Here is a 15,009-nt window from a genome sequence, read left to right as displayed (position 1 = left end):
GGAAATGAAGGGAGAATATAAATGGAAATTTTGCAGGCAAATAGTATTAGTAAAGTATATAGAGGGAAAGTACCTTTTAAAGCATTAGTAGATATTGATTTATCAATTCAAGAAGGTGAATTTGTAGGAATTATGGGCCCGTCAGGTAGTGGGAAAACAACGTTATTAAATATGGTATCTACTATTGATTCTCCATCATCGGGAGAAATATTTATTAATGGTACAAATCCTTTCCAATTATCATCAGAAGAATTAGCGTTATTCCGCAGAAAACAATTAGGATTTGTTTTCCAATCATTTAATCTTCTTAGCACACTTACTGTAAAAGAAAACATCGTATTGCCGATGACTTTAGATGGTGTTTCTGTGCAAGATATGAACAAACGAGTGGAAGAGATTGCACAGAAATTAAACATTACAGATATATTGAGTAAAAGAACGTTTGAAATATCAGGGGGACAAGCTCAAAGAACAGCAATTGCTCGTGCGATCGTTCATAAGCCGCAATTGTTACTTGCAGATGAACCAACAGGGAATTTAGACTCTAAATCTTCAAATGATGTAATGGAGATGCTTGATACTCTAAATAAAGAAGAAAAAGCAACGATGATGTTAGTTACACATGATCCGTATGCAGCGAGCTTTTGCAGCCGAGTAATCTTTATTAAAGATGGTCAACTATATAACGAAATTTATTGTGGTGAAAGTAGGCAAACTTTTTATCAAAAGATTATGGATGTCCTTTCTTTGTTAGGAGGGAAAAGGCATGACTTTTCGTCAGTTCGCATTTAATAATATTTTTCGCAATAAGCGTACATATGCTGGCCATTTTTTAAGTAGTGCATTTTCTATTATGATTTTCTTTACGTATGCTCTTTTATTATTTCATCCTGATTTACAAGGTGAGTTGAAATCGACAAGTGCAACAATAAGTGCATTTGGTACATTGGGATTTTCAGTTTCGCAAGGATTGATTTTTGTATTTTCATTTTTCTTCATTCTATATTCAGTTAGTTCGTTTTTAAAGACGCGTAAGAAAGAATTTGGTATTTTAATGATGCAAGGTATGTCAATGAGACAGCTTAAGAAATTATTATTAATTGAAAATATGTTGATTGGACTTGGTTCAATTTGTATAGGGATTTTCATTGGACTCATATTTTCTAAACTAGTCTTATTGATAAGTGCAAGTGTATTAATGATTAATAATGGTTTACCTTTTTATATACCAGTGCAGGCTGTATTATTAACAGTTATTACATTTCTTTTCTTGTTTTTAATTGTTTCATTATTTACATTTAAAATGATAAAAGTAACGGAACTTGTGGAACTTATTCGAGCAGAGGAAAAGCCAAAACCTGAACCGAAATCTTCAGTTTTATTATCGATACTTTCTTTAATTAGTATAGGGTATGGATATTTTTCAGTATTTCGCTTCATACCAAGTACCAATTTTATTACGCTTGGAATAGGTGTGCTTCTAGTAATTATAGGAACGTACTTTTTATATACACAGTGTAGCGTGTATATACTGCATCTTGCTAAAAGGAGAGAATCTTTCTTTTTAAAGAGAACAAATATATTAACATTTTCTGAATTAATTTACCGTATGAAAGATAATGCAACGATGTTTTTTATAGTATCTATAGTTTCAGCAGTTGCATTTACAGCAATTGGTACAACAGCCGCAATTGGAAATAGGGATTTGGTAAGGATGACAAATCCGTATACATTTTTGTATGGAAGTTTTGAAAATGACAAAGTATTGAATAAAAATCTTTCTATTATAAAAAAACACCTTTCTGATGCTAATATTCCGTATCGAATGGCTTCATCTTCATATATATACACAGAAAATGGCGTAAATGTAATGAAGTTAAGTGAATACAACGATCTTGCTAAAGCACTAGGCTATCAACAAGAAACAATTGAAAAAGAAGATGAAATTTTATTAATTCCTGGAGTCGTATCACAAAAACAAGAATTTAAAAATGGCGAGTATAAAAAGAATATAGAAGTCATTCAAGGTGACTGGACAAAGACATTTCATGTGAAAAAAGCTGTAGAAAATTTAGTTTTACCACATGATTCTAGAACTATTTATATCGCTGTTCAAGATCAGGTATATGATGGAATACCTCTTACTAGTGATCCAGTTAATAAAGAAATTCCATATCGTACTTACGGATTTGTTGTAGATGATTGGATAAAAACGAAAGAGATTTCAAATCAATTAAAGAGTATATTCGATAAAAATCTTAGGGACAGAGATTTCTACTTTGAAGCTTTAACATTAAACTTGTTGGAAGCAAAGCAAAAGAATGGTTTATTACTTATGGTAAGTATTTTAGTTGGAATCGTCTTCTTTACATTCGCCGCTAGTTTTATTTATTTCCGATTATATACAGATTTGGATCGCGACCAACAGCAATATAAAATGATTTCGAAAATGGGATTAAGTAAAGGTGAGTTGAAAAAAGTTGTAACGAGGCAGTTATTATTAATGTTCTTTTTACCAATTTTCGTTGCAGTGATTCATACTGTAGTTGCTTATATAGCATTACAGCAATTAGTCGATTTTTCTATCATAAATAGCTCTATCGTTATTTTAATTTCATTTATATGTATACAAGTTTTATATTTCTTTATAACCCGTTGGCGTTACCTGCAAAAGCTTTATAAGGTTATGGAGCAATAGAATTTATTAGCTTGTAAGACTACACTAAAGTATGTGGAAAAATGAACTGTATGATGAAAGGAATCGTGATGAAAAGAATATTAACTATTTTTATGTTAACTATAATACTTTTAATAAGCTTTAGTGCATGTTCTAAAAAGGACAACTCATTTCCTGCAAACGGTGTATTAATTATTGGAGATGAAAATAATATTTCACCAATTATTAATCGTTATCAGGAAATTACGGAAGAAAATGAAGTGTTTTCTGTGAAAAAAGGGGAAGTTGGAAATGGAAATGTCTTAATTTTAAATGAATCTACAGCACAAGCATTGATTAAAGAAAAACTTTTTCGAAAACAAGATAATGGCTCCAATTATATTATAGATACGTTACCGAAATTCCCAAAAGAAGGGTCACTATTATTTACAAGTGAAGACGATAAGACTATGAAAAGTATTAAAATAGGAGGGGAAGAGATTCCTGTTACATACGATAGTGATGCCTGGATAGGTAACAATCGTAAATATTCAACGGAATGGTATATGATTGTAGCAAAAAATAGTGTGTATAAAGAAATAAAGGCAAATGAAATGAAAATGCATCTTCTTCATTTGAAAAAATCTCTAGGTGACGAAAAACCTAAAATGTCGACAGATAATACATTGGTTAATGAAAATGTTAAAGTAAAAAAACTAATTAAAGGTTTGGAAGGAAAAGTATCTTTCCAGTTTGTAACGATTGGAGAAAAATCATAAAAAAAGAGTTCGAGGTTGATAGAAACTTTATCACCCCCGAACTCTTTTTAGTTTGTAGACCAATCAAATATTATGCTTTACATTACTTCATTTAATCGAGTCTCGTTTGTTTCCTCAATCGCATTTGAATTTTGAACTGAATTATTTTGGGCTTCTTTTTCTTTACGAGCCTTTTGTAGCATTTCAAGGATGATCCATAAAGGAACACCTTTATCCTTTAACATCTTCCATAAATCTAATTCATTAAATTTATGCTCAGGCTGTTTCATTTCTTTTTCAGATGAACGAATATCAAACTTGATAGGATCATTTACTTTCTTACTTTCCAGTTTAGTAGAAGAGATAGTATTATGCTCAAGAGTAGATGGAGTTATTTTAGTAGGTTGAGATAATGTATGAATATTTGATCCGATTTGCATGCTTTTTCCTCCTTTTCAAGCAATGAGATTAGTTTTCTTATGGTTTTTAAATCTTTTTAACATGAGGAAACTATATCTAATTATAAATTCGAATAAACAGATTTACAAGTTGTATTGTAAAAAGTAAATGTTCACTTGAATTAATATTTATCAACAATTGTATATGTTTTCTATATATACAACGTATATAAAATACTTTACATTATGTTTAAGTTGTTAAAACATTGTGTTAATTTTTAGAAGAAAAATGTAAACGTTTTATTAGGGGGAGAAAGTATGGGGAAGTTATTTTTAAAAATATGTTTTTTCGCATTAGTGACCTTATGTTCATTCGTAGCGAAAATATCATATGCTGAAGAGAGGCAACCAAATAATTATCCTATCATATTGGTGAATGGATTTGCTGGATGGGGTAGAGAAGAAATGCTTGGCGTAAAGTATTGGGGTGGTGTTCATGATATACAGGAAGATTTGAAACGAAATGGTTATACGGTACATACCGCAGCTGTTGGACCTGTTTCTAGTAACTGGGATCGTGCATGTGAATTGTATGCGCAAATTAGCGGTGGCACAGTAGACTATGGTGCCTCGCATGCTGAGAAACATGGACATAATCGTTTTGGCAGAACTTATAGTGGTTTTACGCCGAATTGGAGTGAAACAAATAAAGTTCATTTAGTTGGGCATAGCATGGGTGGACAAACGATTAGAACATTAGTACAGCTATTAAAAGAAGGTAGTTTTGAAGAAAAGAATTATGCGAAAAATCACCCAGACACCAAAATATCACCACTATTTGAAGGCGGAAAATCATATGTTCATAGTGTTACAACATTAGCAACCCCTCACAACGGTACAACACTTGCGGATGGTAGTCTTCTGCTGCCGTTCGTTAAAGATTTACTCATTACAGCTGCGAGCTTTGGAGGAAACAATAATTTATCTTTATATGATTTTAAATTGGATCAATGGGGTATAAAGAAGATTGCTGGAGAGTCCTTTTTCCAATATAGTAATCGTATTCTAAATAGTTCACTTTGGAAAAATACAAAAGATATAAGTCAATGGGATTTAAGTACAGATGGTGCAAAGGAGTTAAATAATTGGGTAAAGACGCAACCGGATGTTTATTACTTATCTTATAGTGGACATGCATCACAAGCAGCACCTATTACAGGTTTACATTTGCCTCATATAACGATGAATAAAGTGTTGATGGGGAATGCATTTTTCTTAGGTTCTTATGCGAGATATGAAGAAAACCGTCCGTTAGTTGATACTTCTTGGTGGCAAAATGATGGTGTAGTAAATACCAATTCTATGATTGCACCAATTTCTAATGTTGCTGTAAATAATCATGAGTCATTACAGGTTGGAAAATGGAATCATATCGAAACGAAAGCGAATTGGGATCATCTCGACATGGTAGGATTAAGTGTTTCAGACTCGTTAGGTTTTTCTAGCATTCAAGAGTTTTATAGAACAATTGCTGAAAAGCTATCACGTTTACCGAAATAAGTAATAATAAAGCGCTCTCGATGGAATTCGAGAGCGCTTTATATTATATTGAAAGAGGGGTTTGGTAGAAAAATATGGGGGGATATTATGAAGATTCAAGTTGTATTATCAGGATACGGAACAGTAGGCAGAGAGTTTATAAAATTATTAAATGAAAAGTATTCATATATATATGAAACATATGGGATTCAATTAGTTGTAAGTGGCGTATTAGGAAGAAATATTGCAATACATAATGAAGACGGCTTATCTCTTCATCATTTATTGATGTATGGTGGCGGTACCGCTGCAATTGAAAAATATTTAGAGTATCATCCGAAGGAACGTGCAACAACTAGCATAAGTGGTACTGTATTGGTAGAATCAACAGTTACAAATCTTAAAGATGGAAATCCAGGGAAACAATATATGAAACAAGCGATTGAGAAACAGATGGATATAGTAGCAATTTCAAAAGGTGCACTCGTTACAAACTGGAGAGAAATAAATGAAGCAGCAAGAGGCGTAAATGTACGAATTCGATATAGCGGTGCAACAGCCGCTGCACTACCGACGCTAGATATCGGACAATTTAGTTTAGCCGGTTGCAGTATTGAAAAAATAGAAGGAATATTAAATGGAACAACTAATTATATTCTTACGAAAATGTATGAGGAAGATATGACATTTGAAGAAGCACTGAAAGAAGCGCAAAATAAAGGAATTGCTGAGACAAACCCTATATTAGATATAAGTGGTTCAGATAGTGCGTGTAAATTGTTACTTTTGACAAACAGCTTAATGGAAACAGAGAAAACACTTACTGATATACATATAAAAGGAATCGAGCACGTTACAAAACAACAAATACAAAATGCTAAGGAACAACATAAAATTATTAAATTAATAGCATCAATATATAAGGATGAGGGTGGCAATGTGAATTTAAATGTTGAACCGTGCGAAATAGAAAAAGATCATCCGTTAGCAAAAGTAAATGGGACCGAAAAAGGAATTACGTTCTTTACAGATACGATGGGACAAGTTACTACAATTGGTGGGGCTTCTAATCCACGAGGCGCTGCAGCTGCAGCTTTAAAAGATGTAATTAACTTATATCGAAAAGACTTGTAAGACCGTACCGCCCTTTATAAAAAATACATATGTCGTGGACCTTTTGTGAATGAAATAAATATGCAAAAATGATTGCAGGGGGTAAGGAATTGTTTAAGGATTTTAAAGTTGTTAAAGATCGTCCCGTTTATATTCAATTGAAAGATTATTTGAAGAAGATGATTATGAAAGGGCACTTGCTCGGGAATCAAAAAATCCCATCAACAAGGGAACTAAGTGAATTACTAAGTGTGAGTAGAAACACTGTACTTGCTGCTTATGCAGATTTAGAGCAAGAAGGACTCATTTATGCAGTTAAAGGAAAAGGGAACTTTGTTGCGAAGGTAGATATATCTAACACTTCGTCTGTTGAAATAGATTGGAAAAATAAACTTAATACAGTGACCGCATTAGCGGATGAATTAGATTTAATGAAACATGGTGTTCGTTGGGAAAAGGGAATGATTGTTTTTAATAGTATAGCCCCGGATGAGAAGCTATTTGATGTTGAAAACTTCAAAAGAGCTTTTCTTACTCGTATGTCCATTGAAGGGGACATCGTATTGAACTACGGATATGCAAAGGGATATAAACCGTTAATGAATTATTTACTTCATTACATGGAAATGAAAGGTGTAGACATTTCGAATAAAGATATTCTAATTACAAATGGATTTACAGAAGGATTGGATATTGTACTTTCTTCTTTATCAAAAAAATCCGGTCGTGTCATTTGTGAGAATCCAACTCACCACGCTGCACTAAAGCTGTTCCGTTTACATGGACTTGAAGTTCATGGGATTGATATGAATGAGGATGGTATTGATACGAATGAAGTTGAAAAAAGCTTACGTGAAAAAGATTTTGATTTTGCTTATTTAATTCCTTCTTATCATAATCCAACCGGTATTGTTACGAGTTCAGAGAAAAGAACGGAATTGATGAGGTTATTCTCGAAATATAAGGTTCCTATTATAGAGGACGGATTTAATGAAGAATTACGTTATTCAGGTTCACATTTAGCTCCCTTATTAACTTTTGCTGGAGCTGGCAATAATGTGATTTATATTAGTAGCTTTTCAAAGGTACTTTTCCCTGGTTTACGTGTAGGTTGGATTATTGCAGATAAAGAGCTGATTCATTATTTAGAAAGCGTAAAAAGAGCAAGAACAATCCACACATCTACGTTAGATCAAGCGGTTCTATTTCAATATTTACATGAGGGATATTTTGAGAAATATTTAAAAAAGGCAAGATCGGTTTATAAGAAAAAATATGAGTTAGCTGTCGGCGCGTGTAATCAGTTCATTCCTTTCAAAAGAATGACTGGAGATGGTGGACTTCATTTATTTATAGAGCTAGAAGAGCATATGAATGCCCGCACACTTTTACAAAAGTGTTATGAGAAAGGCGTTACGTTTTCACCTGGAGATGTTTTTTACTCTGATGGAGAAGGGGCGAACACTTTCCGATTAGGGTTTTCGCGCTTGAAAGAAGAAGAAATAGTTCGGGGAATTAAAATAATTGGTGATACATTAAAAAATGAAATTTGGAGTTGAGAAAATGAAAATCGGTGTTATTATGGGCGGGGTATCGTCTGAAAAACAAGTTTCAATTATGACAGGGAATGAAATGATTGCTCATTTAGATAAAAATAAGTATGAAATAGTCCCAATTACATTAAATGAAAAAATGGATTTAATTGAAAAAGCGAAAGACATTGACTTTGCGTTGCTCGCATTACACGGGAAATATGGAGAAGATGGGACAGTTCAAGGAACACTGGAGAGTTTAGGGATTCCTTATAGCGGAAGTAATATGTTATCTAGTAGTATATGTATGGATAAGAATATTTCGAAAAAGATTTTACGTTATGAAGGTGTAGAAACACCAGATTGGATTGAACTTACAAAAATGGAGGATCTAAAGCTTGATGAGTTAGATAAGTTAGGATTTCCATTAGTGGTAAAACCAAACTCTGGCGGATCGAGTGTCGGGGTGAAAATCGTTTACAATAAAAATGAATTGATCTCAATGCTAGAAACTGTATTTGAATGGGATTCTGAAGTAGTAATTGAGAAGTATATAAAAGGTGATGAAATTACATGTTCCATTCTGGATGGAAAACAGTTACCTATAGTTTCAATTCGACATGCAGCCGAGTTCTTTGACTACAATGCAAAATATGATGATACTAGTACAGTTGAGGAAGTTATCGAACTTCCAGCGGAAATTAATGAACGTGTAAATAAAGCGTCACTGGCTTGTTATAAAGCATTAAAATGTAGTGTTTATGCAAGAGTTGATATGATGGTGAAGGATGGAATTCCATATGTAATGGAAATTAATACATTACCAGGGATGACACAATCAAGTTTATTGCCAAAAAGTGCAGAAGCAGCGGGAATTAGTTATAGCAAACTATTAGATATGATTATTGAAACATCATTAAAAGTTAGAAAAGAAGAAGGGTTTTAAGGGGATTATATAACTAATTCTTTTGACAGTTTCACGAAGTATGCTATGATGAATACATTATAAAAACAAAATATTTATCCACTAGGGGGGCCTTTTATAGGCTGAGATCAAATGTGATTTTGAGACTCTTAGTACCTGATCTGGTTAATGCCAGCGTAGGGAAGTGGGAAAGACGTTGCTATTTAATGAGTAAATAAATACTGTCAATTTCACTTTCTTTACGCCTGTAAAGAAAGTTTTTTTATTTTACAGCTTTAATAATTGTGGATAAATACTTATATTTTATACATTATTGGAGGGATTTAAATGACTTTTTCACAATCATTACGTAAAGAAGTAGATTCAATTTGGGAAGCGAGTTTTAACCATCCTTTTGTAAAAAAACTTGGTGAAGGAACGTTAGATTTAGCTAGTTTTCGCTATTATGTGCTTCAAGATTCATATTATTTGAGTCATTTTGCTAGAGTACAAACTTTAGGAGCTGCAAAAGCTCTTGAATTAGAGACGACAGCTCGTATGGCACATCATGCTCAAAATACATATGAGGCCGAGTTATCTTTACATGAGAATTTTGCTAAAAAGCTAGGGATAACAAAAGAAGAAAAAGATAATTTTATTCCTGCGCCAACTGCATATGCGTATACTTCACATATGTATCGTGCTGCGTATGAAGGGCATTTAGGAGATATCATTGCAGCAATTTTACCTTGCTATTGGTTGTATTACGAAATTGGGGAACGTTTAAAAGAATGTCAGCCGGAAGAGCCAATTTATAACGAATGGATTTCTGCTTATGGATCTGATTGGTTCCGTACGCTAGTTGAAGAACAAATTACACGGTTAGATACTATTGCTGAAAAAGTAACAGAGGCAGACCGCAAGCGTATGAAACAGCATTTTATTATTAGCAGTCAATATGAATATTCATTTTGGGAAATGGCTTATACATTAGAAAAGTGGCCAGTGGATACAGACGTAAAAGACGTAATTGGATAAAGAATAGAAGTAATGTTAGAGATAGGTATGGATCATACCTATCTCTATATTTTTTCTTGTCAAATTTGCGTAAAGTCATTAGTGCTACGGATATGGTGAAATAGAATATCGATAATTTAGCTCATTTAATTGTCTACGCATTAACTGGATAAACTTCTGTCACATTTATTTTACAATTAAAGAACGTAAATGTTGGTGGTATGAAGTTAAATAAGAAAAGAAACCCGAGCTGTTAGCTGTAACGGAGTTGTTTTTTCTTTGCAGGAATTTCTAAGTTAACATGAAGTGCTGTTCATACAATATGCAAATTTGCATATTGTATTTTTTTGAGTTCTTTGTGTGTTAAAATCAAATATAGAGATATGTAAATATAAAGAAGCAAAAGCAGGAATATCCAATGAATTTTGAGAGGTGTTATATGTTTACAAATAAGAAATTAATTCGATTTGGTTTATCGTTGTTTGTATTTTTAGGGATAATTAATTTTACAATCAGCTATTTCCAAACATATCTTGAAACAGCAGCAGATATTAAATGGGTAATTCCAGAAATTTGGAAAACTATTTTACTAGATGTTCCTCAAGGTATACTTGTTCTTTTAGGCGCAATTGCATTATATGATTTCACAAAAGAGGCATCACAAAAAGACGCATCAATCTAAGTGTGTCTTTTTTCAATTAGAAATTTCATAGAGAGCTTTGCTGGAGAAATAGAATAAAAAGCCCTAATTAGGGCTTTTTTCTTTATAGGAATTTCTTAACCGTCATAGAAACCGGTTACTTAGAGGTGTTATAGCAAAGGCATTTACAGTACAAGAAAATCTAAGTGATATATGGAAATATATAGGATTTGTCCGCGTGATTATTGAGAAATTAATTGAGCTTAGTAAGTATGAAGATATGACGCTAGAATTTATATTTTATAATTTCTATTTATAAAAATGAGCCCATAGTAAAAATAGGTATATGAACAAGGTGCATCATCTAGTGATAAGTCATACTTTGTTGGTGTACGTATTGAACTTAGTTTATAGCGCTATTTCTACTTAGATGTAACGAACAGAAATATAGGGAAGCATCAATGAGGTTGTATTTTATAAACGGAGGTTATGAAAATGAATCAGTTTCAACAAGAAATACAAGCGTTAAGCCTTAATGATTACCGATCTGGAAATATTGTCTATTGGGACCAGCAAAATCAATATCCATATTACTATATTGAAGATGCTGCTCGTCGCTGTGGGGGTTGTGGTCGCTGTGGCGGTTGTGGCGGAGGTCGTTGTGGCGGATTCCGTTGTATTGGTTGCTTCGGTTGTTTTGGTTGCGGAGGTTGTGGCGGTTGCTCTAACTGTTTTAATGGTTTTAGTGGTACTACTGATACTACTGGTACTATTATAACGTATGAATATTGATTGCATTTATCCTGCTATTTGCCGGGCAGTAAGACCCTAAAAAAATTCAGCGAGAGCAAAGAGAAGTTAGGTGGCCGGCTGCCCATAAAAGCCCGATGGATGAGGGCTAATTAAAGTTTCACCTTATCAATTAAAAAACATTAGTTTTATATATGTACGTGCCGACAAAGAATATAGTCATTATTAATGGATATATTCAATCATTCAAGTGAAAGAGTAACAATAAGATATATAGGTGTAATCAAGATGTGATGGATAAAGCAATGACTAGATTTAAAATCTAATCATTGTTTTTTTCTTATGGTTTTATCATTAAATATCTGTCTAGTTTGGGCATTGCTTCCTTCTAGCTAATGATTTTATTACAACCGTGTAAGGTTAATGTAATGTTAATCGATAGTAAAATAAGTTGCTTGAGTGTATTTTAAATAAGATTAAAAAGTACTGTTTATCTATAAAATAATTGGGTAAATAATATGTAATTAGGAAGTGTATGAATATGGTTGAACTAAAATCTATTTTCCATTCGTATAAAGTAAAGAGAAAAATAGCTAAAGATTTATACGGAAAAAGAGATGAATTGACACTGTTATTAAATGAATTTAATAATATGAAATGTACAGTAACATCTGAAAAGAAGAAAAATAATATATTATCTCGTTTGCAACTAATTTATCAAAATATAAAATTAGATAAGCAGTATCCTCTATCAGTTTCTTTTGATAGTAAATTATTGGGGCGATTAGAAAAAGAATCTCTACATACTATTGAGGATGGTGTAACATGTCTACATTTAATGTTAGATATGAATTATGAAAAAATAAAACAATATGGGTCGAGTACAAGTAGGTCATTCGTTCCATTATCGCAGTCTTCTATTTGTCTTGCTGATTGTATTTGTTTAACAGGATTTATAGTAGGTTTACTAGGAGTAATTTCATTTGGAGGGTTCATGTTATCTATATGTTCAACTACATAACGCTTGATATTTGTAAAAAGAGCACCGATTTAAGGTGTTCTTTTTTGGTTTTTCTGTAAAGTTATTGTAAATGATAAGTACAATATATTATATATATTATATAATTCAAATGTATTAAATTACGAATACTAAGAGGTGTTGTAGATAATAATTACTTTTAATTTTTAAAAGAGTCGGTTTGATAATGTTTTATGTAGATAGTTTTTACTTTTCTTTTAAATACTTTGTTTAAATGGATTAGATTAAGTAACTTTTGTTCTAGCTTTTTGATAATCAAGACAACTGAAGAAAGGAAAGAATCATTTTATGAAAAAATTAAGGTTGTTAACATTTGAAAATATAGTAGAACCTCTTTTAAATGAAAAGGTATCATTTATATACTTTCCTATTGAATGGCTGGACATCGTAGAGATACATTATAAGACGTTTTTATTAACGAGTAAGTTGAAACGTTTGAATGAAAGACTGTATGATATGTTTTCTGATATATTGTTTATTCAGCATAATCCGTACGTATTAAATGAAAATACACCATGGATTGTATCAAAAGAACCTATTAAACAAGAGCAGCTCAATTATATTTTTCAAAGTTGGTATGAGATTATTCATGATTGGAAACCAAATAAATTAGTAGAGCCACCAAAATATGAATGGCAATCCGATTTGATTTCTAATTTGCCAGTACTACATGATAATGAAACGTATTCTAAGTGGGTGCCCGCTTTAATCTCACATATTTTTTGTGAGCGTCCTATATATTTAGAAAATACAAATGCAGAAGAAATCTATTTTTCTCCTCTTAGATCACAAAATATTTGTGAGGCGATGTCAGGGCCAATAAAAGATGAAAAAACACAAGATTTTTTCTCCTATGTATATCGATTCGAATGCATAACCCGTGGTGGTGAGAACGCTCCATTATTAAATATTTCAATAGGGATTCGGAGATTTTATCAAGAATATAAGATGATAGGTCAAACAAACCTTGATATGACAATGTTTGTTTGACTTTTTTTGATGAAATGCAAACATTTTGCAAACATGAGTTATCCAAAGATACTTTTACCGAAGTTTTTTACAGCTTCTTCTTGCATATTCGGTAGAACATGAGAATAGACACTTAATGTCATTGAAATATCTGTATGACCTAATCGCTCACTGATGATTTTAGGGTTAACTCCTTGTTTCAATAGTAGAGTTGCGTGTGTATGTCTTAAATCATGGAATTTAATTTCTTTTATACCTACTTTGTGTGTCATCCTAATGAAACTTTTTCTGAAATGTGCTCTTTTTATTATTCTTCCAAACTCATTACAATTTATTAAATCTTGATCTAGATAGGCAGAACCAAACCTTAATTTCTCTTTATTGATTAAAATTTTATGTTTTTTTAAGGCTGCTATTGTTTCATTAGGTACAGGAATTGTGCGTTTTGATGAATTTGTTTTTGCAGTTTTTTTGATTTTATTATCATGACCAGATGTTTGATTTATTGTAACAGTATGTTTTTCAAAATCAATGTCCTGCCATCGTAAACCTAGAACTTCTCCCAGACGCATACCTGTAGTTATTGCAAGTAGATACCCAATGTGATATCGTGATTCTTGTGAATGAGCTAAAAACTTTTTTACTTCTTCCTCTGTCCAAGTCTGGATAGGGGTTTTTTCTTTTTTAGGTATCTCAGCAAAATCTGCTGGATTTCGAGAGATAACATTTTGTTTTACGGCAAGGTTTAAAGCGCTCTTTAAAATTCTATGCATAAGAAGAATAGAATTATTTGCAATCCCTTTATCTATCGCAGTCTTATAACATTTTTGAATGTGTATAACATTTAATTTATGGAGCGCAACCATTCCTATACTAGGTATAACATGTTGGTTGATAAATGCCTTATAGCCAGCAAAGGTACTCTTTTCTATGCTCATACTTTTAATTTCTAGCCAATGATTTAGATAATCCTTTAACGTAACTTTAGATGGTTCTATAAAAGTTCCTTCATTCAACTCTGTAATCTTCTTTGCCACATCGGCTTGTGCTTCCTTTTTTGTCTTATATCCAGAAAACCACTTCTGTCTTCTTTTTCCTGTCTCTGGATCAGGACCGATATCAATAACGATACAGTATTTATTTCCTCTTTTTCGAATATGTCCTTTCACTTAAAACACTCCTTCATTTGTTTTGAATCATGTTGTATAAGTCTGGTTGTAATTTTGCTGCTATGAAAATTACATAGGTGGACATATCAGCGATGGATATATTTTACCATATATGAACAGAATTGATTATTTAATATATTGGTTGTTTTTTACAAAAGTTAATTTTATAAAAGAATTTTGTATATTTAAGGAAATATTTTTATTTAAAATATTTTATTTGGAATAGTACATCTTGTATATATCATATTTTGTACAATTAATATTTTCTTAATTAAGAAATGATTTTTATTTGGAGTGAGATATATGGAGAGGAAAAAGAAATGGGAAGGATTAAACTCTAAAAATCTATCTGCTAGTTCACTGGATTCGAGTTTAATAGGACCGACATTGCCACCGATTTCCTCATTTACTCTACCAACGGGAGCAAGTGGAGCAACAGGTCCGACAGGCCCAACGGGAGTAACTGGAATAACAGGCCCAATAGGTCCAACGGGAGCAACTGGAATAACCGGGATAACAGGCCCG

Annotated in this window: 15 protein-coding genes, 1 pseudogene and 1 riboswitch; of the genes and pseudogenes, 14 read left to right on the top strand and 2 right to left on the bottom strand. The window is 32.3% G+C overall.

What is annotated here, in order from left to right; all coding sequences use genetic code 11:
- Window positions 1–21 precede the first annotated feature (21 nt).
- Genes CN409_RS29365 through CN409_RS29355 form a run of 3 tightly spaced genes read left to right on the top strand, consistent with a single transcriptional unit; the run spans window position 22 to window position 3,435 of the window.
- Window positions 22–792 carry an ABC transporter ATP-binding protein gene (locus CN409_RS29365; RefSeq protein ID WP_000404445.1) on the top strand — a complete coding sequence of 257 codons (771 nt, stop codon included), beginning with the start codon at window positions 22–24 and terminating at the stop codon, window positions 790–792.
- Window positions 767–2,698, top strand: a complete 1,932-nt coding sequence (locus CN409_RS29360; protein WP_086390325.1) for an ABC transporter permease — start codon at window positions 767–769, stop codon at window positions 2,696–2,698. Before CN409_RS29365 ends, CN409_RS29360 begins: the two co-directional genes overlap by 26 nt.
- 53 nt (window positions 2,699–2,751) lie before the next feature.
- A complete protein-coding gene (locus tag CN409_RS29355) occupies window positions 2,752–3,435 on the top strand; it encodes a lipoprotein BA_5634 family protein (protein ID WP_231130553.1) in 684 nt (227 codons plus the stop codon).
- A 77-nt stretch (window positions 3,436–3,512) separates the two neighbouring features.
- On the opposite strand, the gene CN409_RS29350 is transcribed toward CN409_RS29355, so the two are convergent.
- Window positions 3,513–3,854, bottom strand: coding sequence for a DUF3914 domain-containing protein (locus tag CN409_RS29350; RefSeq protein WP_001165517.1), 342 nt, complete (start codon window positions 3,852–3,854; stop codon window positions 3,513–3,515).
- A 276-nt stretch (window positions 3,855–4,130) separates the two neighbouring features.
- On the opposite strand from CN409_RS29350, the gene CN409_RS29345 reads away from it, so the two are divergent.
- From CN409_RS29345 to CN409_RS29305, 10 genes and pseudogenes are all read left to right on the top strand, one after another.
- Window positions 4,131–5,372 (top strand): esterase/lipase family protein, encoded by a 1,242-nt coding sequence (locus CN409_RS29345; RefSeq protein ID WP_000517058.1) that lies wholly within the window; start codon window positions 4,131–4,133, stop codon window positions 5,370–5,372.
- 87 nt (window positions 5,373–5,459) lie between these two features.
- Entirely contained in the window at window positions 5,460–6,485 is a 1,026-nt protein-coding gene (locus CN409_RS29340; protein ID WP_000701766.1) for a homoserine dehydrogenase, read from the top strand.
- 89 nt (window positions 6,486–6,574) lie between these two features.
- On the top strand, window positions 6,575–8,023 hold the full coding sequence (pdxR, locus tag CN409_RS29335) for a MocR-like pyridoxine biosynthesis transcription factor PdxR (protein WP_000471637.1): 1,449 nt from the start codon (window positions 6,575–6,577) through the stop codon (window positions 8,021–8,023).
- 4 nt (window positions 8,024–8,027) lie between these two features.
- Window positions 8,028–8,942, top strand: coding sequence for a D-alanine--D-alanine ligase (locus CN409_RS29330; protein WP_002082718.1), 915 nt, complete (start codon window positions 8,028–8,030; stop codon window positions 8,940–8,942).
- Between the two features lie 73 nt (window positions 8,943–9,015).
- A riboswitch (TPP riboswitch) is annotated at window positions 9,016–9,121 on the top strand.
- 127 nt (window positions 9,122–9,248) lie between these two features.
- Window positions 9,249–9,938 (top strand): thiaminase II, encoded by a 690-nt coding sequence (tenA, locus tag CN409_RS29325; RefSeq protein ID WP_000144509.1) that lies wholly within the window; start codon window positions 9,249–9,251, stop codon window positions 9,936–9,938.
- A 397-nt stretch (window positions 9,939–10,335) separates the two neighbouring features.
- On the top strand, window positions 10,336–10,599 hold the full coding sequence (locus CN409_RS29320; protein WP_002082716.1) for a DUF3937 domain-containing protein: 264 nt from the start codon (window positions 10,336–10,338) through the stop codon (window positions 10,597–10,599).
- Between the two features lie 447 nt (window positions 10,600–11,046).
- Complete coding sequence (locus CN409_RS29315) at window positions 11,047–11,349, top strand: heterocycloanthracin/sonorensin family bacteriocin (protein ID WP_082199992.1); 303 nt, start codon at window positions 11,047–11,049, stop codon at window positions 11,347–11,349.
- Between the two features lie 152 nt (window positions 11,350–11,501).
- Window positions 11,502–11,633: pseudogene (locus CN409_RS31630) on the top strand (site-specific integrase); the annotation flags it as partial.
- Window positions 11,634–11,842: 209 nt separating this feature from the next.
- On the top strand, window positions 11,843–12,328 hold the full coding sequence (locus tag CN409_RS29310) for a hypothetical protein (protein WP_025989040.1): 486 nt from the start codon (window positions 11,843–11,845) through the stop codon (window positions 12,326–12,328).
- Window positions 12,329–12,634: 306 nt separating this feature from the next.
- Window positions 12,635–13,336 carry a pPIWI_RE module domain-containing protein gene (locus CN409_RS29305; RefSeq protein WP_097982076.1) on the top strand — a complete coding sequence of 234 codons (702 nt, stop codon included), beginning with the start codon at window positions 12,635–12,637 and terminating at the stop codon, window positions 13,334–13,336.
- Between the two features lie 38 nt (window positions 13,337–13,374).
- Here CN409_RS29305 and CN409_RS29300 read toward each other — a convergent pair whose 3' ends face one another.
- A complete protein-coding gene (locus CN409_RS29300; protein ID WP_097982077.1) occupies window positions 13,375–14,484 on the bottom strand; it encodes a site-specific integrase in 1,110 nt (369 codons plus the stop codon).
- A 303-nt stretch (window positions 14,485–14,787) separates the two neighbouring features.
- Here CN409_RS29300 and CN409_RS29295 point away from each other — a divergent pair.
- Window positions 14,788–15,009 (top strand): exosporium leader peptide-containing protein (locus CN409_RS29295; protein WP_176520513.1); only part of this gene is annotated, 222 nt, incomplete at its 3' end.

The organism is Bacillus sp. AFS012607, from assembly GCF_002558005.1.
Classification (GTDB): Bacteria; Bacillota; Bacilli; order Bacillales; family Bacillaceae_G; genus Bacillus_A; species Bacillus_A thuringiensis_S.
The sequence above is the reverse complement of the archived record's forward strand: the minus strand, read 5'-3'. Positions and strand labels throughout refer to the sequence as shown.

Coding starts and splice junctions, on each gene's coding strand:
- CN409_RS29315 (WP_082199992.1), top strand. CDS start 11,047: ATGAAAATGAATCAGTTTCAACAAGAAATACAAGCGTTAAGCCTTAAT.
- CN409_RS29320 (WP_002082716.1), top strand. CDS start 10,336: ATGAATTTTGAGAGGTGTTATATGTTTACAAATAAGAAATTAATTCGA.
- tenA (WP_000144509.1), top strand. CDS start 9,249: ATGACTTTTTCACAATCATTACGTAAAGAAGTAGATTCAATTTGGGAA.
- CN409_RS29350 (WP_001165517.1), bottom strand. CDS start 3,854: ATGCAAATCGGATCAAATATTCATACATTATCTCAACCTACTAAAATA.
- CN409_RS29355 (WP_231130553.1), top strand. CDS start 2,752: ATGAAAGGAATCGTGATGAAAAGAATATTAACTATTTTTATGTTAACT.
- CN409_RS29330 (WP_002082718.1), top strand. CDS start 8,028: ATGAAAATCGGTGTTATTATGGGCGGGGTATCGTCTGAAAAACAAGTT.
- CN409_RS29310 (WP_025989040.1), top strand. CDS start 11,843: ATGAATATGGTTGAACTAAAATCTATTTTCCATTCGTATAAAGTAAAG.
- CN409_RS29345 (WP_000517058.1), top strand. CDS start 4,131: ATGGGGAAGTTATTTTTAAAAATATGTTTTTTCGCATTAGTGACCTTA.
- CN409_RS29360 (WP_086390325.1), top strand. CDS start 767: ATGACTTTTCGTCAGTTCGCATTTAATAATATTTTTCGCAATAAGCGT.
- CN409_RS29365 (WP_000404445.1), top strand. CDS start 22: ATGGAAATTTTGCAGGCAAATAGTATTAGTAAAGTATATAGAGGGAAA.
- CN409_RS29305 (WP_097982076.1), top strand. CDS start 12,635: ATGAAAAAATTAAGGTTGTTAACATTTGAAAATATAGTAGAACCTCTT.
- CN409_RS29340 (WP_000701766.1), top strand. CDS start 5,460: ATGAAGATTCAAGTTGTATTATCAGGATACGGAACAGTAGGCAGAGAG.